The organism is Sulfitobacter sp. OXR-159 (assembly GCF_034377145.1).
In the GTDB taxonomy this organism is placed as follows: Bacteria; Pseudomonadota; Alphaproteobacteria; order Rhodobacterales; family Rhodobacteraceae; genus Sulfitobacter.
This window is the reverse complement of sequence record NZ_CP139707.1, coordinates 2,890,205-2,911,403: the sequence shown is the minus strand read 5'-3', so window position 1 is coordinate 2,911,403 and position 21,199 is coordinate 2,890,205. Positions and strand designations below refer to the sequence as shown.

Below are 21,199 nucleotides of genomic sequence, written 5' to 3'. Positions count from 1 at the left end.
TGGGTAAAAGTATTTTCGCAAGTTGCGCCCGCAGGGCTTCCTGCGGCGCACAGGCGCTGTTTGGAGTTGGAAAATGACGAAGATCGCAGAACTGCAGCGCAATGAGGCGGGCATTGCCGCAGCGTTAGATGAATTGGCACAAGCCTTTGGGCCCAATCTGCTGACCGGCCAAGCCATTCGCGAGCAGCACGGCCACACCACCACATGGATCGCCACGCAGGCCCCCGACGGGGTGGTCATGGCACGTTCGACCGACGACGTGGCACAGGCAGTGCGTATCTGTGCCGCGCATCGGGTGCCGGTGATTGCCTTCGGCACGGGCACCTCGCTCGAAGGACATGTGAACGCGCCGGCGGGCGGGATTTGCATTGATGTCATGCAGATGGACCGGGTGCTTGAGGTGAACGCAGGCGATCTGGATTGCCGGGTGCAGCCCGGCGTGACCCGCGAAGCGCTGAACACCCATCTGCGCGACCAGGGGCTCTTCTTTCCGATCGATCCCGGTGCCAATGCCTCACTGGGTGGGATGACGGCGACACGGGCCAGTGGCACCAATGCGGTGCGCTATGGCACCATGAAAGACAATGTGCTGAGCCTTGAGGCGGTGATGGCCGATGGCCGGGTGATCCGCACCGGCGGCCGGGCGCGAAAATCTTCGGCGGGCTATGATTTGACGCGGTTGATGGTGGGTTCGGAAGGGACACTGGGGATCATCACTGAGATCACGCTGCGCTTGCAGGGTATCCCTGAGGCGATCTCCTCGGCGCGCTGTTCTTTCCCGACGGTGCAGGCGGCCTGTGAGACCGTTATGGCAGTGATCCAATACGGCCTGCCCGTGGCCCGGATTGAGCTTTTGGACGCCGATGTGGTGAAGGCCGTGAACGCCTATTCCAAGCTGACCCTGCCCGAAACGCCGCTTTTGTTGTTGGAATTCCACGGCTCTGACGCCGGGGTTGTCGAACAGGCCGAGACCTTTGGCATGTTGGCCGAAGAATTTGGCGGCACCGGCTATGCGGCGACTACAACCCCAGAAGAGCGCAACAAACTCTGGCAGGCGCGGCATGACGGCTATTGGGCCGTTCTGGCGCTGCGACCGGGGTGCAAGGCCGTGGCGACGGATGTCTGCGTGCCGATCTCCCGGTTGGCCGATGCCGTGGTCGCGGCACAGGCGCGGGCGGAGGAGTTGAAGCTCATCGCGCCCATCGTGGGCCACGCAGGCGACGGGAACTTCCATGCCTCGCTGTTGATCGACATGGACGACGCCGATGAGGTGGCGCGGGGCGAGGTGTTCGTCAGTTGGTTGGCGGAATTGGCGATCTCTATGGATGGGACATGCACCGGCGAACATGGGATCGGGCAGGGCAAGCGGGCCTATCTGGGCAAGGAATTGGGCGCTGCGGTGGATGTGATGGCGACGCTCAAGGCGGCGCTGGATCCGGATAATATTCTGAACCCGGGGAAGATCTTGCCGGGGTGAGATGGGGTGGTCTGCCCTGATGTCGTGCGGCGGGAAATGTGGTGCACGGTATTTGTAAAAGGATGAAGTTGGGGTGGCGGTGCTCTGACGCGGGATTGGCGCGTTTGGTGAGGGGGTAAGGTCGGTTTTTGGCCATGTTGGGTCGGCTGGTGCCTGCGGTCTCTTGCCCTGCTGCGTACAACGGGGTGAGCCTAGGGCAGAGGGATTGGCAGATGAAAACGCAAGTCAAAGCATTGGTTGTCGGGGGCGGCGCGGTTGGCACGTCGATTGCCTATCATCTGGCGAAGGCGGGTTGGGATGATGTAATGCTGTTGGAGCGGGACGAGTTGACCTCGGGCTCGACTTGGCATGCGGCGGGGCTTTTGCCGTTGTTCAACATGTCTTTTGCGACGACGCATATTCATCAGTATTCGGTCGAGTTCTATAAGACCTTGGAGGCTGAGACCGGGCTGAACGCTGGATTTGCCGTGGTGGGCAATCTGCGGATGGCGCAAACCAATGCGCGGATGGATGAGTATATGCTCTATGCCTCGACCGCTGAGACCTGCGGTGTGCCGTATGAGTTCCTGACCCCGGATGAGATCAAGGCGAAGTGGCCGCTGATCGAGACATCGGATTTGAAGGGTGCGCTTTATCACCAGACGGACGGATATATTAACCCCGCCGATGTGACGATGGCGATGGCCAAGGGCGCGCGGCAGCGTGGCGTTTCGATTGAGCGCAAGTGGCAGGCGGATGCGTTTGACTGGAATGGTACCCATTGGGAAGTGACCTGCACCAAGATGGTGGAGAAGGGCGGGAACCTTGTCGACAGTGATGAGCAGATCGTCATTACCGCCGAGCATGTGGTTACCGCGAGCGGCAACCATGCGCAGCGCACCGCGCGAATGCTGGGGATCAAGATGCCTGCGATTCCCGTGGAACATCAGTTCATTATCATGGACCGCGATCCGGCGCTTGTCGATTATCGGGCGGCGGGGAATGTCGAGCATCCGGTGATCCGCGATGCTGATGCGCAAAGCTATGTGCGCGAGGAGCGCGGCGGCTGGATTCTAGGGGTCTATGAGAAGAACGCGCCGGCGCGGTTTGAATATGGGGTGCCGGATAGTTTCCGGGCGGATCTGTTTCAGTTGGATTTGGAGCGGATCGAAGATCAGTATATGGCGATGAACCACCGCATCCCCTCGGCTGAGAACTGCGGGTTGAAGGACGATTTCAACGGGCCGATTTGTTACACGCCTGATGGTAATCCGCTGGTGGGACCAGCGCCGGGGCTGCGGAATATGTGGCTGGCGGAAGGGTTTTCTTTTGGGATCACCGCTGCGGGGGGCACCGGCTATTATCTGGCGCAGATGATGGTTGAGGGCGAAGCCGAGATCGATATGGCAAGCCTCGATCCCAAGCGCTACGGCGATTGGATGACCACGGAATATGCCGCGAGGAAGAACGAGGAAGCCTACGATCACGTTTATATCTTGCACCATCCGGATGAGGAACGTCCGGCCTGTCGGCCGCTGCGGACCTCTCCGGCATATGATCGGCAGGCGGCGCGGGGGGCGCAGTTCGGGCAGGTGAACGGCTGGGAGCGGCCGAATTATTTTGCGCCGGAGGGGTTTAGCGACCATGACAGCCGCTCTTTCCGGCGCGGGGGCTGGTGGCAACACGCGGTGGACGAGGCGAAAGCCATTCGCGAAGGGGTGGGGCTGATTGATGCCACGGCCTTTACTAAGCATCTGGTGCGCGGGCCGGGGGCAACGGCTTTCTTGGATTGGTTCACCTGCAACAAGCTGCCCTCGGTGGGGCGGATTAACCTGACCTATGCGCTGACCGGGGCAGGGACGACGCGGACGGAATATACCATCGTGCGGCTGGCGCAGGATGAGTATTATCTGGTCTCTGCGGGGGCGTGGAGCGCCTATGACAGCGATTACCTGCGCAAGGCGATTGCCGATAAGATGCCCGAGGTGGGTTATGTCGAATGTCATGACGTGACCACGCAGTGGGGAGTTTTTGCGATTGCTGGGCCGAAGTCGCGTGATGTGTTGCGGGATTTGGTGCGCGATGCGGAGCCCGACACGGTGCTGAGCAACAAGCGGTTCCCCTGGCTGACCATGCGCAACATCGAGTTGGGGATGGTGCCGGTGCGGGCGATCCGGGTGGCCTATACCGGGGAGCTCGGTTGGGAATTGCATCATCCGATTGAGATGCAGAACCATTTGTTTGATCAGTTGGAAAAGGCGGGCGCGCCGCATGGCATGAAGCTGGTGGGCGCGCGGGCGCAGAACTGGCTCAGGCAGGAAAAGAGCTACCGTGCTTTTGGCAATGAGTTGGGCCGCGATGCAACGCCGCTAGAGGCCGATCTGCCGCGTTTCGTGGATCTGAGTAAAGAGTTTCACGGGAAGCAGGCGATGCTCGATCACGGCATTCGCGTGAAATGCGTGACGGTTCTGATTGACGGGCCAGAGGATGCGGACCCTTGGGGGCGTGAGGTGCTTTACAATGGCGAACGGCGCACCGGGCGGCTGACCTCGGGTGGCTATTCGGTCGCATTCGGCAAGAGCATCGGCATGGGCTATGTGCAACTGCAAGACGCGGTGGTAGGCACGAAGCTGAAGGTAAAGATGCTTGATCAATTGTGGGAGGCCGAGGTGGTCGAAGACAGTCCCTATGATCCGAAGAACCAGCGCATCCGGGCGGACGGTTGATCCGGCGGGGGTTGCTTGCTTTTTTCTGCGTGCTGGCGCTGACGGCGGCGCTGTTGCGGGACAATCCGGTTGTCAGCGCGGCGCAGGGCTATGCCGCGGATGTGGCGACCACGGCGGCGGCTTCCTATGTCACGCTGCGCACGTTGAATGCCTTTTTGTCCACTGCGCAAGAGATCGAGGTGGGGCTGTCCTTCATCGCTTCGGGGTCGGCGCGACCCCTGAAGGTGTTGGAGCCGATTGACGACACGGTTGAGCGGATCGCGGGGTTGGTTTTCGGCGTGATGGTGGCAACCGGGGTGATCGCGGTGGCGCTTGGCCCGGTGAGTGCTATTGGCTTGGGCTTGCTGAGCCTCGCGCTTGGGATATGGGCCTTGAGCAAGCGCGGACATGGGGGGCTGCCCCGGCGTTTGGCTTGGTATGGTGGGTTTCTGGGGTTTGCGCTGCCGCTGGCCTTGGTGGTGTCGGAGCCGCTGGCCGGGACGCTGACCGAGGGAGTCTATGACCGCAATATGAAGGTGATCGAGGAAATCACCGCCCGTGTCGGTGGCAGCGAGGCTTTGGGTGAGGAAGAGCCGGGGCTGACGGAGTATCGGCAGCTTGCCAGCAACCTCTGGAGCCGGGCGGATGAGTTGATTGGCGCGCTGTTGGCGGTGCTGGGCGTGCATGTGTTTCGGATATTCTTGCTGCCGCTTTTGTTGGTGGGCGGGCTGTTTGTCGTGGCGCGTCATTATGCGCGGGACTGACGCGCAACAGCGGCGTTGCGCGCGGGGCTGCTGAGGCGCAGCGGTATTTAAGAAAGGATGAAAGGGGGAGGAGGTGCGCCCCCCCCCCTTTTTGCGTTTAGCGTGCGGCGCGGGTGGCGACCCAGTTTTGCCATTGGGCGCTGCTGCCGGAGAAGGCGTTGAGATCTACGTCACCGCCGATGCCGGGGACGATGCCGGTGGCGCTGTATTGCCAGAAGCGCCAAGTTTGGCCGGGGTAGGCCTCGGCGGGGGTCTTGGCGGTGGTGCGCAGCCAGAAGTCATAGCCGTTGAAGCTGCCAAGATCGTTTTTGCGGTAGAATTCTGGCGTGGTGTAGATGATCGGGCGTTGGCCGTAGTGACCCTCGACCACCGCGAGCCAGCGGCGCATTTGATCGCGGACCTCTGATGCTGGGGGCCGGATGTGGGCGCAGGTGGGGGAAAACGGGTTCCATTCCATGTCGAGCACCGGGGGCAGCATGCCGGGGGTGCGCGGCACGTTGCGGATGAACCAGCGGGCCTGATCCTCGGGTGAGGTGCAGAAGTAGTAGAAGTGGTAGGCGCCGCGTTTGACGGCGGCTTGTCCTGCGCCTTGCCAATGCGTGTCGAAGTTGATGTCTTTAAGGTCGCCGCCTTCAGTGGCTTTGATGAAGGCGAAGTTCACGCCGTTTCTGCGGGCGGTGTTCCAGTCGATGTTGTTTTGAAAGCGGGCCACGTCAATCCCGTGGACGGGGAAGGATTGCGGTGTGCGGCCGTTGAAATCCACCGGGTCGCTGTCGCCGAAACGGGCCGGAAAGAGCGTGTCGGGATCGGCGGGGGGCGGGGTGCTTGGGCTCCCACAGGCGGCGAGGGCAAGGAGCGACAGGATCAGGGCGCGGCGGAGGATCATGGGCTGGGCTTTCTGGCGATGAATGCGAGGTTGTTGGCGGGCATGTCCACTTCGTCGATCGGGCTAAGGCCCGCATCGCTGAGCCAGCGGGCCATGTCGATGTTGTCTTTGTAGCCGATCGTGGGGTCGGCGGCGCGCAGTTCGGCGTCAAAGCGGGTGTCGCCGGGGGAGATGGTTTGGCCAGCGCGTTTGAAGGGGCCGTAGAGGATCAGTGTGCCGCCGGGGGCGAGGGCTGTGGCGGCTTCGGTGATCAGGCTCTGGGTGGCGGGGGTTGGGATGAGGTGCAGCAGGTTGGCCAACATGATCAGGTCGAAGGGGCCATGCTCGGCTGCCCAGCCGGGGCTGGTGGCGTCGAGCGGTAGGGCCGGGGCGATATTGGGCAGGGCGGCCTCGGCCGCGTGGGCGTTGATGCTGGCGCGGCGGGCGGTGTCGATGTCGCTGGGCAGCCATGTGAGGCCCGGCAGGCGTTTGGCAAAGCCGACCACATGCTGGCCGGTGCCGCTGGCGATTTCCAGCGCGCGGCCTTTTTGTGGAGCGTGGGTTGCCAGCAGATCGCAAAGCGCGTCGAGATTGCGTGCGGCGGCGGGGGCGAAAAGACGGTCGCCGCCTGCGTTTTCGGCGACGCTGGCACTCGGGGGCAGTCGGCTCATGATTGCTCTTCTAGCCGGTCGGTGGCCGGGGGCGGTGTGGGCGAGAGCGCGGCGATGGCGGCGTAGGTTTGTGGCGTCATTTGGTAGTTCAGCGCGGCCAGTGACGGTTCAAGCTGTGCCAAAGAGCGGGCGGAAATGATCGGGGTTGGCCGCGTGGGGTGTGCCGCCGCCCATGCCACAGCGAGGGTCGCCGGATGGGTGCCAAGATCGCGGGCGAGGGCGGCCAGCCCGGCAGCGGCGCCGTGCATCACCTCTTGTCCGTAGCGGGCAGCATAACGGTCATCTTCGCTGAGGCGACCGGTGCCTCCGGTGGCATATTTCCCGGTGAGCAGCCCGCCGCCCAAGGGAGAGTAGGGCGCGACGAGAATGTCGAGGTCAAGGGCCATGGGGAGGATCTCGACCTCGGCTTGGCGTTTAACGAGGTTGTACATCGGTTGGATCACCGTGATTTCTAGGCCGAAGTCGGCGGCGATATGGGCCGCTTTGACGACCTGCCATGCGGCGAAGTTGGACAGGCCAACTTGGCGGATGTGGCCCAGATCTTTCAATTCGGCCAGCGCGGCGAAGCTTTCGGTCAACGGTGTGTCTGGGTCGAAACGGTGCAGGTAGAGCACGTCGAGCGTATCAAGCTGCATCCGCTGGCGTGATGTCTCGGCAGAAGCGAGAATATTGGCACGCCCTGCGCCGCCGATATAGGCGGCTTTGGTGGCCACGATCAGGCTGTCGCGGCGATCTTGCACGAACTGGCCCAGCAGGGTCTCGGACGCCCCGTCGGTATAGACATGCGCCGTGTCGAAATGCGTGATCCCCGCCTCGATACAGGCGTCGAACATCGCGCGCGAGGCCGCCGCATCGGCACGGCCGCCAAATTGCATGGTGCCGAAGGCGAGGCGGCTGGCGGGGGTGCCGTCAAGGCTGGTAAGCATCTGGTTCATGCACGATTGGTGGCATGGGCGCTGCCCGCGCGCAATGGGCTTGGCGCGGGGCAGGCGGTGGGGCGCTAGGCGTCCTGCGGCTCGCCCTTTTCTAGCGCGCGTTGATAGGCGGGGCGGTTGTGGATCATCTCTACAAAGCCCTTGAGTGCCGGATAATCCGCGGCGCGGCCTTGGCGCATGGCAACCTCGGCGGGGAAGCTCAGCATGATGTCGGCTGCCGACAGCGTATCTTGCACGAAGTGGCCCGAGGCCCGCACGAGGCTGTTCATATAGCTGTAGTGGTTGTCCAATTCCGAACTGATGCGCGGGTGCAGAGGGGCTGCGGCATCGCCCAAGCGCGAGACATAGAGGTTGAGCAGGATCGGCGTCATGGCAGAGCCTTCGGCGAAATGCATCAGCTCCATATGGCGCAGGAAGGCGGGCGTGTTGCGTTCAGGGATCATTTCGGGGGCGAAGCGGGTGCAGAGCAGATCGACGATGGCAGCGCTTTCGACAACCAACTGGCCATCAATCTCTATCATCGGGGACTTGCCCAGAGGGTGCACCAGTTTCAACTCGGGCGGGGCGAGGTTGGTTTTGGCATCGCGCTGGTAGCGGATGACGTCATAGGGCTGATCCAACTCCTCCAGCAGCCAAAGGATGCGCTGCGAGCGGGAGCGGTTGAGGTGGTGCACGGTGATCATGGCAAGCGCCTTTCACAAAGAGGGAAGGGCGAGCCTAGCAACCCCGGCGCGGGCCGCAATGGAAAAGGGGCGCGCGGTTGCCCGCACGCCCCTGTCATCTGTGAGCCGGTTCGGCTTACTGCGGGATGGTGCCTTCGATGCCTTCGACATAGAAGTTCATGCCCGCGAGCGTGCCATCATCGGCGGTCTCGCCCTCGGCCAGCCACGCGGAGCCGTCCTGTTTGTTGATCGGCCCGGTGAAGGGGTGGTATTCGCCCGATGCGATCTTGTCTTTCATTTCCAGCGCTTCGGCTTTCACGTCGGCGGGAACGGCGTCAGAGATCTCGCCAATGCCGACCATGCCCGGCCCGATGCCGTCCCATGTGTCGGTGGATTCCCATGTGCCATCCATAACCGCTTTGACGCGGTCGATGTAGTAGGGGGCCCAGTCGTCAATGATGGAGGAAACGCGCGGCTTGGGACCGTATTGCGCCATGTCGGACGCCTGACCGAAGGTGATCACGTTGCCCGCTTCCTGTGCCGCCGCTTGGGGTGCTGTGGAATCGGTGTGTTGCAGGACCACGTCAGCGCCTTGTTCGATCAGAACCTTGGCGGCGTCGGCTTCTTTGGCCGGGTCAAACCATGTGTAGGCCCAGACGATTTTGAACTGAACGTCGGGGTTTACTTTCTTGGCGTGGATATAGGCGGAGTTGATGCCGCGGATCACTTCGGGGATCGGGAAGGAGCCGATGTAGCCGATGATGTTGCTTTCGGTCATCGAGCCCGCGATGTGGCCCTGAATGGCGCGGCCTTCGTAGAAACGCGCGGAGTACGTCGAGACGTTGTCGGCACGTTTGTAGCCGGTGGCGTGCTCGAACTTCACGTCGGGGAATTTCTTAGCGACGTTGATGGTGGGGTCCATGTAGCCAAAGGAGGTGGTGAAGATCAGGTCGGCACCGTCGAGCGCCATCTGCGTCATCACACGCTCACTGTCGGGGCCTTCGGCAACGCTTTCGACGAAGACGGTTTCGACCTTATCGCCGAACTCTTCTTCGACGGCCAAGCGGCCTTGGTTGTGCTCATAGGTCCAGCCGCCGTCGCCCACGGGGCCGACAAAGACAAAGCCGACCTTGGTCTTGTCTTGGGCAACAGCGCCCGAAGCAAGGCCGAGCGCAAGGGCCGCGCTGGTCATAAGGGTTGATAGTTTCATGAGGTTTCCCCTGTTTACGTGCCCCTTGCCGGGGCTTGATGTGCGGCGCAGGGCCGCGTGACGTGATGCCCCTAGTTCGAGGCGTGGAAGGTTCGGCCCAGTGAGGCCGGCGCGGCACTTTTGTCCGCCGACAGCACCACCAGAACGATGATGGTGATGATATACGGCGACATTGCCAGATACTCTACTGGAATGGCAACGCCCGCGCCTTGCAAGTTCAATTGCAACTGGGTGATGCCGCCGAAAAGATAGGCACCCAAGAGTGCGCGCCATGGTTTCCACGAGGCAAAGACGACGAGGGCAAGGGCGATCCAGCCGATCCCGGCGGTCATGCCTTCGGTCCATTGCGGCACACGGATCAGGCTGATGTAGGCGCCGCCGAGGCCCGCACAGGCGCCACCGAAGAGAATTGCCGCCGTGCGGATGCGCTTGACCTTATAGCCGAGCGCATGGGCCGCATCGTGGCTTTCGCCCACGGCGCGCAGGATCAGCCCGGCGCGGGTAAATTTCAGCACGGCCCAGACGGCGGCGACCAGCGCGATACCGAGATAGAGGATGATGTCATGGGTGAACAGGATCGGCCCGATTACCGGGATGTCGGCCAGCGGGCCGAAATCGATATCGCCCAGCCGGGGCGGTTTGATCCCGACGTAGCTTTGCCCGATCAGCGCCGAAAGGCCGAGGCCGAAAAGCGTCAGCGACAGGCCAGAGGCGACTTGGTTCGCTAAAGTGACTTGGGTAAGAAAGGCAAAGAGCAGGCTCAGTGCCGCGCCCCCGACAGCAGCGGCGGCAAAGCCCAAAAGCGGCGAGCCGGTCTCGACCGCCGTGGCAAAGCCGCAGATCGCGCCGGTGATCATCATGCCCTCGACCCCGAGGTTCAGCACGCCGGATTTCTCGACCACCAATTCGCCGATGGCGGCGAAGATCAGCGGTGTCGCGGCAACGAGGAAGCCTGCGACGAACAAAAGCGGGTTGATTGCGGAAAGGTCCATCAGGCAGCCTCCGCCGCGCCAAGACGCAGCCGGTAATGTGTGAAAACGTCCAGCGCGAGCAGGAAGAACAGGAGCATCCCTTGGAACACTTGGATCGCAGCGGCGGGCAGCCCAAGGTTCGACTGCGCGATGTCGCCGCCGATGTAGGTCAGCGCCATCAATCCGCCTGCGAGCAGGATGCCAATGGGATGCAAACGGCCAAGGAAGGCCACGATGATAGCGGTAAAGCCATAGCCCACGTTGAAGTCGATGGTGATTTGTCCCGAGGGGCCGGAGACTTCGAACATCCCCGCAAGCCCGGCGAGCAGGCCAGAGGTGCCGAGGCAAAACAGCACCAGCCGCGCCGGGTTCACACCCGAGAACCGCGCGGCGCGGGGGGCTTCGCCTGTCACGCGGATGGCAAAGCCCAACCGGTGTTTGGCGAGTAGGACGTAGGCGAATATCACCGCGATGAGGGCTGCGACCACGCCCCAATGCATGCCAGACCCGGCGAACAACTCGGCGTTATGGGCAGAAGCGTATTGTTGCAGGTTGCGCGAGCCGGGGAAACCATAGCCTTCGGGGTTCTTCAGCAAACCCAGTGACATAGAGGCAAGGAATTGCTCGGCCACATAGACCAGCATCAGCGAGACGAGGATTTCATTCGTGCCAAAACGCACCTTCAAAAGGGCCGGGATCATCGCCCAAAGCCAACCGCCCAAGGCCCCCGCGAGCACCATCAGCGGGAAGATATACCACCCTTCGGCAGGGTAGAACGCCAGCCCCGTCGCCGCGCCAAAGATGGCGCCCATGATGTACTGCCCCTCGGCCCCGATGTTCCAGATGCCCGCTTTGAACCCAAGGCTCAGACCGATGGCGATCAGCACCAAGGGCGCGCCTTTGATCAGCAGTTGCGGGCGGTAATAAAAGGCATATTCGCCAAACAGCGGCTGCCAGAAAATCGTTTGCAGCGCCTCGACTGGGTCTTTGCCCAGCACGGCGAACAAGAGCCCGCCGAAGATGAAAGTGGCCAGCACCGCCATGATCGGCGTCGACAGGGAAAGGGCCCGGCTGGGCTGCGGGCGCTTTTCAAGGCGGATCACAGATCACCCCCAATGGTCAGAGTGAAAGATGCGAGGTTTGGCTTAGACATGCGCCACCTCCATGCCATGCGCGCCGCCCATCATCAGGCCAATCTCGTCGACCGTCAGCCCCTGAGCGGGGCGCGTCGGCGACAGGCGGCCTTCGTTTAGCGCGGCGAAATTGTCGGAAATCTCCATCAACTCATCAAGGTCTTGGCTGATGACGATGACGGCGGTGCCGCCGGAGGCGAGGTCCAAAAGCGCCTGCCGGATCGCGGCAGCAGCAGAAGCGTCCACACCCCATGTCGGCTGGTTCACCACCAGCAGCTCGGGCCGTTGCAGCACCTCGCGGCCAATGACGAACTTTTGCAGGTTCCCCCCCGAGAGCGAGCGCGCCGCATTGCCGGGGCCGGGGGTGCGCACGTCGAATGTCTTGATGATCTTCTCGGCAAAGCTGCGCGCCTTGCCCCAGTCGAGCATGCCGCCGCGTTCCAGCCCCTCACGGGCGGCCCCGGTCAGCATGGCGTTTTCCGTCAGCGACATGTCCGGCACGGCGGCATGGCCCAGCCGTTCTTCGGGCGCGGTCAACACGCCGAGAGCCCGGCGCGCGGTGGGGCCAAGAAGGCCAATATCGCGCCCGTCAAAGGTGATCATGCCCGCCCCGACCAGCGTTTCACCCGAGAGCGCGTTGAGCAATTCGTCCTGCCCATTGCCCGCGACGCCGCCAATGCCCAGCACCTCACCGCGTCGCACCTCGACCGAAATCTCGCGCAGCGGCATGCCGAAAGCATGGGCCGACCGCGCCGAGAGTTTGTTGAGCGTCAGCGTCACTTCGCCCGGCGCCTTGCTGTCGCGCGTGGGTGTTTTCAGCGCGCTGCCGACCATCATCTCTGCCATGTCGCGCGCCGAGGTCTCGCGCGGGGTGCAATGGCCGACGACCTTGCCCAACCGCAGGATCGTGGCGCTGTCGCACAGGCTGCGGATTTCTTCGAGCTTGTGCGAGATATAAAGGATCGCGGTGCCCTCAGCGCTGAGTTTGCGCAGGGTTTTGAATAGGATTTCAACCTCTTGCGGGGTAAGAACCGATGTCGGCTCGTCCATGATCAGCAGTTTGGGCTCTTGCAGCAGGCAGCGGATGATCTCGACCCGCTGACGTTCCCCCGCCGATAGATCGCCGACGGTGCGATCCGGCGCAAGCGGCAGGCCATAGGTATCCGACACGTCGCGGATTTGCTGGCTCAGCTCGCGCATGCGCGGCGGGTTTTCCATGCCGAGGGCGATGTTCTCGGCCACGCTGAGCGCATCGAAAAGCGAGAAATGTTGAAACACCATGCCGACGCCCGCCTGTCGTGCGGCATGGGGATCGCTGGGGGCAAAGTTCTCGCCCCGCATCTGCATCTGGCCCGCGTCAGGTTTGACCAGCCCGTAGATCATTTTGACTAGTGTGGATTTGCCCGCGCCATTCTCGCCCAGCAGGGCGTGAACCTCACCCGGAGCGATCCGCAAGGACACGTCATCGTTCGCGACGACGCCGGGGTAGGCCTTGGTCAACCCAGAGAGGTCGAGAAGTTTGTCTGTCATGCGGAAACCTTTGTCTGGGTCCGGGCGATGAGAGAGATCAACGCACCATGTGCAATCTGGGCGGGCAGCTTGCCCAGCGACTTATCGCCAATAGGGCAGATGATGCCAGAGGGATCCAGCCCCATGTCGCGCAAGCGGCGGGAAAACCGTGACTTTTTTGTGTCAGAGCCGATCAAGCCGACACTCTCTGCCCCGCGTTTAAGCAGGGCAGCGCAGAGGGCGAGATCGATGTCATGGGAATAGGTAAAGATCAGGTGGTGCGCGTTTTGCGGCGCGTGGGCGGCAAGGCGCGGCATGTCGGCGGTGGGGGTGGCGGTGACATGGGGCAGCACGTCTTTGGGGAAACGGTCCGCCGCGCTGTCGATCCATGTGATGGCAAAAGCGTTGGCTGGGCAGGCGGCCACCACCGCGCGGCCCACGTGCCCCGCCCCCCAAAGCCAGAGGGGCGTGTCGCTCTCGAATGTGGCGTCCAGCGGCAGCGGCGTGGGGTTGTCGAGCGGGCGGGGCGCGGCAGTGTAGCGCAGGCTTACCGCGCCGCCGCAGCACTGTCCAAGGCCGGGGCCGAGGGGCAGGGTTTGGCTGTCCTCAAAACGCCCTTCGGCCAGCAGGCGGCGGGCATGGGCAATCGCCTGATGCTCCAACGCGCCGCCGCCGATGGTGCCGTCGATGCTGTCCGGCGTGATCTTCATCGCCGTGCCCGCATCCCGCGGGGCCGATCCGCGCGTGGCGGTGACCTCGACGAAAATCGCGCTCATTCCCGCGCCCGTCCGACGGCGGCAAGGACGGCCTCGGCGGTGGCGGGCGCTTGCAGATCGGCGTAGCGATCTCCGCAGGCCGATACCGCATCCGACAGCGCCATGAAGGCCGAGATGCCCAGCATGAAGGGCGGCTCGCCCACGGCCTTAGAGCGGTAGACCGTCTGCGCCGTGTTTGGCTGGTCCCAGAGTTTCACGTTGAACACGGGCGGCCGGTCGGAGCAGGCAGGGATTTTATAGGTCGAAGGCGCGTGGGTGCGCAGGGTGCCGGTTTCGTCCCAGACCAGTTCCTCGGTCGTGAGCCAGCCCGCGCCTTGCACGTATCCGCCCTCAATCTGGCCGATGTCCAGCGCCGGGTTCAGCGAGGCGCCCGCGTCATGCAGGATGTCAGTGCGCAGAATGCGGTTTTCGCCGGTCAGCGTGTCGATCACCACTTCGGTGCAGGCGGCACCATAGGCGAAGTAGTAGAACGGCCGCCCGCGTCCGGCGATGCGGTCCCATTCGATGTCGGGCGTTTTGTAAAATCCCGTGGCCGAAAGGCTGACGCGGTTTTCATAGGCCGAAGCGGCGGCAGCGGCAAAGGTGATCTCTTCGCCCCCGATCTGCACCATGCCGTCGGTGAACCGCACCTGATCCGGCGTGGTCTGGTAGCGTTCGGCCAGATGCGCCGCCATGCGGTCGCGGATCGTGTCACAGGCGTTTTGCGCGGCCATCCCGTTGAGGTCTGACCCAGAAGACGCCGCCGTGGCCGAGGTGTTGGGCACTTTGGCGGTATCGGTGGCTGTAATCTTGACCGCCTCGGGCGAGACGCCAAAGCGCGACGCGGCGACTTGCGCAACCTTCTGGAACAGCCCTTGCCCCATCTCGGTCCCGCCATGGTTCAGGTGGATCGAGCCATCCTGATAGACATGCACCAGCGCGCCCGCTTGATTGAGGTGGGTGAGCGTGAAGGAGATGCCGAATTTAACCGGGGTGATGGCGATGCCGCGTTTCAGTAGCGGGTTTGCGGCGTTCCATTCGGCGATGGCGGCGCGGCGGGCGTTGTAGTCGGCACTCTCAACCAGTCGGTCGGTCAGTGCATTGATGATACAGTCGTTGACCGGCTGCTGATAGGGCGTGGTCTGCACGTCCGACGGGGTTTCAGGGATCGCAGCCTTGCCTGCCGCCGCAGGGGGCGCGCCGCGAGAGGATAGATCGGCCTCTGCATCCGGTGGGGTGCGGTTGTCGATCGCGGTGCCGGTGGCCTCCACCTCGGTCGGGCGGTGGGCGTTGTCGGTGTAGTAATTCGCCCGGCGCACGGCGAGCGGGTCGAGGCCCAGTTCATGAGCGATATGGTCCATGACCCGCTCAATTCCGACCACCCCTTGCGGCCCGCCAAAACCGCGAAACGCCGTGGCGCTGGCGGTATTGGTGCGCAAGCGGTGCGAGGTGATGCGGATGTCGTGCAGATGGTAAGCGTTGTCGGCGTGCAGCATGGCGCGGTCGGCCACGGGCAGGCTGAGGTCCATCGACCAGCCGCAGCGGGTGTAATGGGTCACGTCCAGCGCGGTGATGCGCCCCGTCTCGTCAAAGCCTGCGTCGTAAGCGATGCGGAAATCATGCCGCTTGCCGGTGATGATCATATCGTCATCGCGGTCATAGCGCATCTTGCAGGGTTTGCCGGTCAGAGACGCGGCGACAGAACAGGCAATCGCCAGCGCGTTGCCTTGGCTTTCCTTGCCACCGAAACCGCCGCCCATACGCCGCGTCTCGACCCGCACGGCATGCATCGGGCGGCCAATGGCATGGGCCACTTTGTGCTGAATTTCGGTCGGGTGCTGGGTCGAGGAATGCACCAGCATGTCGCCGTTGTCCTGCGGCAGCGCCATGGCGGCCTGACCTTCGAGATAGAAATGCTCCTGCCCGCCCATCTCGATCTGGCCCGAGAGGCGGCGGCTGGCCTTGGAGAGCGCGGCCTCGGCATCGCCCTTCTGGTAGATGCGGGGGCCGTCTTCGAACCGGCTGTCGGCGGCGAGCGCCTGCTCGACGGTCAGGATCGGATCACGCGGGGTGATCTGTGGCTTGCCCAGTTGCGCGGCGCGACGGGCAGCGAGGTGGCTGGTGGCCACGACCAGATAGAGCGGTTGGCCCGCGAAATGAATTTCGCCCGTCGCCAAAAGCGGCTCGTCATGGTTCGAGGGTGAGGTGTCGCAGTCATGGAGGAGATCATCGGCAGTCAGCACTTTGACCACGCCGGGCGCAGACCGCACGGCGTCGAGGTCAAGCGCCGTCAATTCGCCCGCCGCGACGGGGCTGAGGCCAAAGGCCAGATGCAGCGTGCCGCGCGGCGTGGGGATGTCGTCGACATAGCGCGCGGCACCGGTGACATGGAGCTTCGCGGCGTCATGGGGAAGGGGCTTTGCAACGCTCATGCCGAGACCTCCTGCAGGTGGGTGGCTTGACCGTTGGCGTCATGGAAATAGCGCAGCAGCATGTTTTGCGCCGCCTCCATCCGGTAGCTGGCAGAGGCGCGCATGTCCGAGAGGGGGGTGAAATCGTCGGTCATCGCTGCCATCGCCTTGCGGATGGTGTCTTCGCTCCACGGTTGGCCGACGAGCGCCGCCTCAGCCGCAGCGGCGCGTTTCGGTGTTGCCGCCATGCCGCCAAAGGCGATGCGCGCGGTGAGGATTTCGGTGCCATTGCCGGTGATCGAAATACAGCCGCAGACCGCCGAAATATCTTGCTCGAAGCGTTTCGACAGTTTGTAGCAGCGCAGGGTGTCATGTTGGCGGGGGATGAGGATGGCTTCGACAAATTCTCCCGCCGCGCGGTCTTGTTTGCCGTAGTCGAGAAAGAAATCCTCAAGCGCTATCTCGCGTCGCGCATTACCGCGCCGCAACTGCAGGGTCGCCCCAAGCGCAATCAGCGCGGGCGGGCCATCCCCGATGGGCGAGCCATTGGCGATATTGCCGCCCAGCGTCGCCGCGTTGCGCACCTGCGTCGAGCCATAGCGGCGCAGCATGGTACCCAAGCTGGGATGCAGGGGGGCAAGCTTTGCCTCTACCTCGGTCAGCGTGGTCATTGCACCGATGCGCAGGCCGGTTTCGTCCTCGGTGATGCCGCGCAGATCGGCGCAGCGGTTGAGGAAGGCGACGGCGCCGAGATCGCGGAAGCCTTTGGTGACCCAAAGACCCACGTCCGTTGCTCCGGCGATCAGCGTGGCGTCCGGATTGTCGAGATACCAAGCGGCCAACGCATCGCTGTTCTCGGGCTGTACATGCGGCGCGCCATCGGCTTTGGCGGGCGCGGGGATGTCCTGCGCCAACTTGTCCTTGAGGCTGCACAGATGTTCTGGCACCGGTGCGCCTTCGGCGGCTTTGGCCGCGCGGATGATCGGCGCGTAGCCGGTGCAGCGGCAAAGGTTGCCAGCCAGTTGCACGTCATGATCCGTCGCACCATTGAGATGCGCCGTGGCCATGGAGACCACGAAGCCCGGCGTACAGAAACCGCATTGGCTGCCGTGATGCTCTATCATCGTCTCCTGCACGGGATGCAGCGTGCCATCGGCGCTTGCCATGCCCTCAACCGTGGTGACGGCTTTACCATTCACCTGCGGCAGAAACAGGATACAGCCATTGAGCGCGCGGCTGCCGTTTTCATCGGTGATCATCACCGAACAGGCTCCGCAGTCGCCCTCGTTGCAGCCCTCTTTTGTCCCGGTCAGCCCGCGTTCTTCGCGCAGCCAATCAAGCAGGGTGGTGGTCGGAGACACGTCGGAGAGTGACACGACTTCTCCGTTGAGAAGAAAAGTGATGTCCATTGGTTCTCATCCGCCGCAGTACAAAGTGGCCCATAACGGTGCGCGGGGTTCGATGCGGCGTAGAACCGGGCGCGGGCGAGGTAGAGGTCAGGCTAGCGGGGTGGGGGGCGTTTTGGCAAGAAAAAACACCTTGGGCGAAAAATGCGCTGGGTGTGATCCGATGCTGGTGCCTGCGGGGCGGGTCGCGTAAATTGCGGGCATGTCCAATGATCCCCGATTCATTCACCTGCGTAGCCATTCCGAGTATTCCTTGCTGGAAGGCGCGCTGCGGCTGAAAAAGCTGCCCAGCATGTGCCGCGATGCGGGCATGCCCGCGCTGGCGCTGACCGACACCAACAACATGTTCGCCGCGCTGGAATTCTCTGTCGCCATGGCGGGCGCGGGCGTGCAGCCGATCATCGGCTGTCAGGTCGACGTGGCCTATGTCGAGGTGCAGCCGGGTGAGAAACCGCGCCCGCCTGCGCCGGTGGTCCTGCTGGCGCAAAGCGAATTGGGCTATGAGAACCTGATGAAGCTGAACTCCTGCCTCTACCTCGACAAGGGCGGGGCGGTGGCCGAGGTGACGCTGGCGGAGCTTGAGGCGCTGAGCGCCGATCTCATCTGCCTGACGGGTGGCGCGTTGGGGCCGGTGGGGATGCTTTTGCAAGGCGGCCAGCGCCCGGCGGCAGAGGCGTTGATGGCGCGGCTGCAGGGTGCCTTTGGCGACCGGCTTTATGTCGAGTTGCAGCGCCACCCCGAAGACGGTGGCCAACCCGAGCCCGAGCGTCTGACCGAGCGCGGCTTTATCGAGATGGCCTATGCGATGGATATCCCGCTGGTTGCGACCAACGATGTCTATTTCCCGAAACCAGATATGTACGAGGCCCATGACGCGCTGATCTGCATCGCCGAGGGTGCCTATGTTGACCAAAGCCAGCCCCGCCGCCGCTTGACCGCGCAGCATTACTTCAAGTCGCAGGCCGAGATGGCGACGCTTTTCGCCGATCTACCCGAAGCGCTGAGCAACACTGTCGAGATCGCCAAACGCTGCGCCTTTATGGCCTACCGCCGCGACCCGATCTTGCCGAAGTTCGCCGACGATGAGGTGGCCGAACTGCGCCGCATGGCCAACGAGGGGCTACAGGCGCGTCTGGCGGTGATCCCCCATGCGGTCAGCGTGGAGGACTACCAAAAGCGCCTCGATTTCGAGCTGGGCATCATCGAAGGCATGGGGTTCCCCGGCTACTTCCTGATCGTTGCCGACTTCATCCAATGGGCCAAAGACAATGACATTCCCGTGGGGCCGGGGCGGGGCTCGGGTGCGGGGTCACTCGTGGCCTATGCGCTGACCATCACCGACCTCGACCCCCTGCGCTATTCGCTGCTGTTCGAGCGTTTCCTCAACCCCGAGCGGGTCTCGATGCCCGACTTCGACATCGACTTTTGCATGGACCGCCGCGAAGAGGTGATCCGCTACGTGCAGGAGAAATACGGTCGCGACAAGGTGGGGCAGATCATCACCTTCGGTGCGCTTTTGTCCAAGGCGGCGGTGCGCGATATTGGTCGCGTGTTGCAGATGCCCTACGGGCAGGTCGACCGTCTGTCGAAGATGATCCCGGTGGAAGGGGTGAAACCCGTCTCCATCGAAAAGGCGCTGGCGGATGAGCCGCGCCTGCGCGAAGAGGCCAAGAACGAAGAGGTCGTGGACCGCTTGCTGACCTATGGCCAGCAGGTCGAGGGGCTCTTGCGCAACGCCTCGACCCACGCGGCGGGTGTGGTCATCGGCGACCGGCCGCTGGACCATCTGGTGCCGCTCTATCAAGACCCGCGCTCGGACATGCCAGCGACGCAGTTCAACATGAAATGGGTCGAACAGGCCGGGCTGGTGAAATTCGACTTTCTGGGTCTGAAGACTCTCACCGTCATCCAAAACGCGCTTGATCAGATCAAAGCGGGCGGGCGGCATCTGCACCTCGCCGCAGATGGTCGCCAAATTTATGAGCCGCCAGAGGGGCACGTGGATGACGTGGCCACGATCCCGCTCGACGATAAAGCGACCTACAAGCTTTACTCCAGCGCCAAGACGGTCGCGGTCTTTCAGGTGGAATCCAGCGGCATGATGGATGCGCTCAAGCGCATGAAACCGACCTGTATCGAAGACATCGTGGCCCTCGTGGCGCTTTACCGTCCCGGCCCGATGGAGAACATTCCGGTCTATTGCGAGGTCAAGAATGGCCAGCGCGAGCTGGAATCCGTGCACCCGTCGATCGACTACATCCTTGAAGAGACCCAAGGCATTATCGTTTACCAAGAACAGGTGATGCAGATCGCGCAGGTCATGGCGGGCTACTCGCTTGGCGGCGCGGACCTGTTGCGCCGTGCGATGGGTAAGAAAATTGCCGAGGAGATGGCCAAGGAACGCCCCAAGTTCGAAAAGGGCGCGATGGCCAATGGGGTCGATAAAAAGAAGGCGGCAGAGGTCTTCGACCTTCTGGAAAAATTCGCCAACTACGGTTTCAACAAATCCCACGCGGCGGCCTATGCGGTGGTCTCCTACCAGACGGCTTGGCTGAAAGCGAACCACCCGGTCGAGTTCATGGCCGGGGTGATGAATTGCGATATCCACCTGACTGACAAGCTGGCGGTTTACTTCGAGGAAGTGCGCAAGCGGCTGGAACTGCCTTGGGTGCCGCCCTGCGTGAACCGCTCGGATGCGACCTTCAAAGTGGTCGATGGCGCGCTGGTCTATGCGCTCGGTGCGTTGAAGAACGTCGGGTTGGAGGCGATGCGGCTGGTGACCGAGGGGCGCAAGGTCGACGGTGTCGACAAGCCCTTTGCCACGCTCTTTGACCTCGCCCGCCGGGTGGACCTCAAGCGCGTGGGCAAGCGGCCGCTGGAGATGCTGGTGCGCTCGGGCGCCTTCGATCAGCTCGACAGCAACCGGCGGCGGGTGTTCCAATCGCTCGACGGGCTGGTCAGCTACTCCGCGGCGATCCATGAGCAGAAAGCCAGCAGTCAGGTGTCGCTCTTTGGTGAGGCAGGCGATGATCTGCCCGAACCGCGGATGCTGCCCTGCGATGACTGGCAATCGGCGGAGCGGCTGGCCGAGGAATTCAAGGCTGTGGGCTTTTATCTTTCGGGCCATCCGCTTGACGACTACATGCCGCCGCTGAAACGCAAATGGGCGCGCGAGGCGGGCTTGCCCTTCCTCACGCTGGACGAATTGAACGAAAAGGTCAGCACCCGCGGCGCGATGAACGCGCGGTTGGCGGGCGTGGTCGCCGGACGGCAAGAGCGCAAGTCGGCGCGGGGCAACCGCTTTGCCTTTGCGCAGCTGTCGGACCCCACGGGTGGCTACGAGGTGACGATCTTCTCCGACGTGCTGGAGGCGTCGCGCGATCATCTGGAGGTCGGGTCCAAGGTCGTCGTTACGGTCGAAGCCACGATGGAAAGCGACCAGTTGAAGCTTTTGGCACGCGGCATCGGCCCGATCGACGCGGCGGTGGCGGATGCGGGCAGCATGGGGCTGCGCGTTTTCATCGACGGGCCGGGGGCCATTCAATCGGTGGCCGATGTGCTCGACGGGGCGCGCCAAGCGGTCAAGGCGGCGGGGAAGGGGCCGGTGCAGTTCTGCCTGATGGACCCAAGCCTGCCCGGCGAGGTCGAGGTTGATCTGGGGCGCGAGTTCCCGGTGACACCGCAGATCAAGGGCGCGATCCGCTCGCTCGACGGGGTGATGGAGGTCGAGGAAATCTGACCTCGCC

At 63.2% G+C, this 21,199-nt stretch carries 15 protein-coding genes; 4 read left to right on the top strand and 11 right to left on the bottom strand.

What is annotated here, in order from left to right; genetic code table 11:
• Nucleotides 1-73: 73 nt before the first annotated feature.
• The 3 genes from T8A63_RS14895 (at nucleotide 74) to T8A63_RS14885 (ending at nucleotide 4,925) form a co-directional block, all read left to right on the top strand.
• Entirely contained in the window at nucleotides 74-1,477 is a 1,404-nt protein-coding gene (locus T8A63_RS14895) for an FAD-binding oxidoreductase (RefSeq protein WP_322344256.1), read from the top strand.
• A 212-nt stretch (nucleotides 1,478-1,689) separates the two neighbouring features.
• On the top strand, nucleotides 1,690-4,182 hold the full coding sequence (locus T8A63_RS14890; protein WP_322344255.1) for an FAD-dependent oxidoreductase: 2,493 nt from the start codon (nucleotides 1,690-1,692) through the stop codon (nucleotides 4,180-4,182).
• An 11-nt stretch (nucleotides 4,183-4,193) separates the two neighbouring features.
• On the top strand, nucleotides 4,194-4,925 hold the full coding sequence (locus T8A63_RS14885) for a hypothetical protein (RefSeq protein ID WP_132444609.1): 732 nt from the start codon (nucleotides 4,194-4,196) through the stop codon (nucleotides 4,923-4,925).
• A 97-nt stretch (nucleotides 4,926-5,022) separates the two neighbouring features.
• On the opposite strand, the gene T8A63_RS14880 is transcribed toward T8A63_RS14885, so the two are convergent.
• From T8A63_RS14880 to xdhA, 11 genes are all read right to left on the bottom strand, one after another.
• The gene (locus T8A63_RS14880; RefSeq protein ID WP_322344254.1) at nucleotides 5,023-5,811 is read right to left on the bottom strand and encodes a GH25 family lysozyme; all 789 of its coding nucleotides are present in this window, start codon (nucleotides 5,809-5,811) and stop codon (nucleotides 5,023-5,025) included.
• A complete protein-coding gene (locus T8A63_RS14875; RefSeq protein ID WP_322344253.1) occupies nucleotides 5,808-6,461 on the bottom strand; it encodes a DUF938 domain-containing protein in 654 nt (217 codons plus the stop codon). The genes T8A63_RS14880 and T8A63_RS14875 overlap by 4 nt, the downstream gene beginning before the upstream one ends.
• A complete protein-coding gene (locus tag T8A63_RS14870; RefSeq protein ID WP_300056829.1) occupies nucleotides 6,458-7,396 on the bottom strand; it encodes an aldo/keto reductase in 939 nt (312 codons plus the stop codon). The genes T8A63_RS14875 and T8A63_RS14870 overlap by 4 nt, the downstream gene beginning before the upstream one ends.
• A 65-nt stretch (nucleotides 7,397-7,461) precedes the next feature.
• A complete protein-coding gene (locus T8A63_RS14865; RefSeq protein ID WP_300056827.1) occupies nucleotides 7,462-8,079 on the bottom strand; it encodes a glutathione S-transferase family protein in 618 nt (205 codons plus the stop codon).
• Between the two features lie 115 nt (nucleotides 8,080-8,194).
• Nucleotides 8,195-9,268 (bottom strand): BMP family ABC transporter substrate-binding protein, encoded by a 1,074-nt coding sequence (locus tag T8A63_RS14860; protein ID WP_322344252.1) that lies wholly within the window; start codon nucleotides 9,266-9,268, stop codon nucleotides 8,195-8,197.
• Nucleotides 9,269-9,339: 71 nt separating this feature from the next.
• Nucleotides 9,340-10,260 carry an ABC transporter permease gene (locus T8A63_RS14855; protein WP_322344251.1) on the bottom strand — a complete coding sequence of 307 codons (921 nt, stop codon included), beginning with the start codon at nucleotides 10,258-10,260 and terminating at the stop codon, nucleotides 9,340-9,342.
• Complete coding sequence (locus T8A63_RS14850; RefSeq protein WP_322344250.1) at nucleotides 10,260-11,342, bottom strand: ABC transporter permease; 1,083 nt, start codon at nucleotides 11,340-11,342, stop codon at nucleotides 10,260-10,262. The genes T8A63_RS14855 and T8A63_RS14850 overlap by 1 nt, the downstream gene beginning before the upstream one ends.
• A gap of 42 nt (nucleotides 11,343-11,384) precedes the next feature.
• Nucleotides 11,385-12,902 (bottom strand): ABC transporter ATP-binding protein, encoded by a 1,518-nt coding sequence (locus tag T8A63_RS14845; RefSeq protein WP_322344249.1) that lies wholly within the window; start codon nucleotides 12,900-12,902, stop codon nucleotides 11,385-11,387.
• A complete protein-coding gene (gene xdhC / locus T8A63_RS14840; protein ID WP_322344248.1) occupies nucleotides 12,899-13,657 on the bottom strand; it encodes a xanthine dehydrogenase accessory protein XdhC in 759 nt (252 codons plus the stop codon). The genes T8A63_RS14845 and xdhC overlap by 4 nt, the downstream gene beginning before the upstream one ends.
• Nucleotides 13,654-16,068, bottom strand: coding sequence for a xanthine dehydrogenase molybdopterin binding subunit (xdhB, locus tag T8A63_RS14835; protein ID WP_322344247.1), 2,415 nt, complete (start codon nucleotides 16,066-16,068; stop codon nucleotides 13,654-13,656). The genes xdhC and xdhB overlap by 4 nt, the downstream gene beginning before the upstream one ends.
• Nucleotides 16,065-17,456 (bottom strand): xanthine dehydrogenase small subunit, encoded by a 1,392-nt coding sequence (xdhA, locus tag T8A63_RS14830; RefSeq protein ID WP_322344246.1) that lies wholly within the window; start codon nucleotides 17,454-17,456, stop codon nucleotides 16,065-16,067. The genes xdhB and xdhA overlap by 4 nt, the downstream gene beginning before the upstream one ends.
• A gap of 199 nt (nucleotides 17,457-17,655) precedes the next feature.
• On the opposite strand from xdhA, the gene dnaE reads away from it, so the two are divergent.
• A complete protein-coding gene (dnaE, locus tag T8A63_RS14825; RefSeq protein WP_322344245.1) occupies nucleotides 17,656-21,192 on the top strand; it encodes a DNA polymerase III subunit alpha in 3,537 nt (1,178 codons plus the stop codon).
• The last annotated feature ends 7 nt before the right edge of the window (nucleotides 21,193-21,199 follow it).

What these genes read in the sequence shown, in the direction of transcription:
- T8A63_RS14895 (WP_322344256.1), top strand. Translation starts at nt 74, where the DNA reads ATGACGAAGATCGCAGAACTGCAGCGCAATGAGGCGGGCATTGCCGCA.
- T8A63_RS14890 (WP_322344255.1), top strand. Translation starts at nt 1,690, where the DNA reads ATGAAAACGCAAGTCAAAGCATTGGTTGTCGGGGGCGGCGCGGTTGGC.
- T8A63_RS14880 (WP_322344254.1), bottom strand. Translation starts at nt 5,811, where the DNA reads ATGATCCTCCGCCGCGCCCTGATCCTGTCGCTCCTTGCCCTCGCCGCC.
- T8A63_RS14875 (WP_322344253.1), bottom strand. Translation starts at nt 6,461, where the DNA reads ATGAGCCGACTGCCCCCGAGTGCCAGCGTCGCCGAAAACGCAGGCGGC.
- T8A63_RS14870 (WP_300056829.1), bottom strand. Translation starts at nt 7,396, where the DNA reads ATGAACCAGATGCTTACCAGCCTTGACGGCACCCCCGCCAGCCGCCTC.
- T8A63_RS14865 (WP_300056827.1), bottom strand. Translation starts at nt 8,079, where the DNA reads ATGATCACCGTGCACCACCTCAACCGCTCCCGCTCGCAGCGCATCCTT.
- T8A63_RS14860 (WP_322344252.1), bottom strand. Translation starts at nt 9,268, where the DNA reads ATGAAACTATCAACCCTTATGACCAGCGCGGCCCTTGCGCTCGGCCTT.
- T8A63_RS14855 (WP_322344251.1), bottom strand. Translation starts at nt 10,260, where the DNA reads ATGGACCTTTCCGCAATCAACCCGCTTTTGTTCGTCGCAGGCTTCCTC.
- T8A63_RS14845 (WP_322344249.1), bottom strand. Translation starts at nt 12,902, where the DNA reads ATGACAGACAAACTTCTCGACCTCTCTGGGTTGACCAAGGCCTACCCC.
- xdhC (WP_322344248.1), bottom strand. Translation starts at nt 13,657, where the DNA reads ATGAGCGCGATTTTCGTCGAGGTCACCGCCACGCGCGGATCGGCCCCG.
- xdhB (WP_322344247.1), bottom strand. Translation starts at nt 16,068, where the DNA reads ATGAGCGTTGCAAAGCCCCTTCCCCATGACGCCGCGAAGCTCCATGTC.
- xdhA (WP_322344246.1), bottom strand. Translation starts at nt 17,456, where the DNA reads ATGGACATCACTTTTCTTCTCAACGGAGAAGTCGTGTCACTCTCCGAC.
- dnaE (WP_322344245.1), top strand. Translation starts at nt 17,656, where the DNA reads ATGTCCAATGATCCCCGATTCATTCACCTGCGTAGCCATTCCGAGTAT.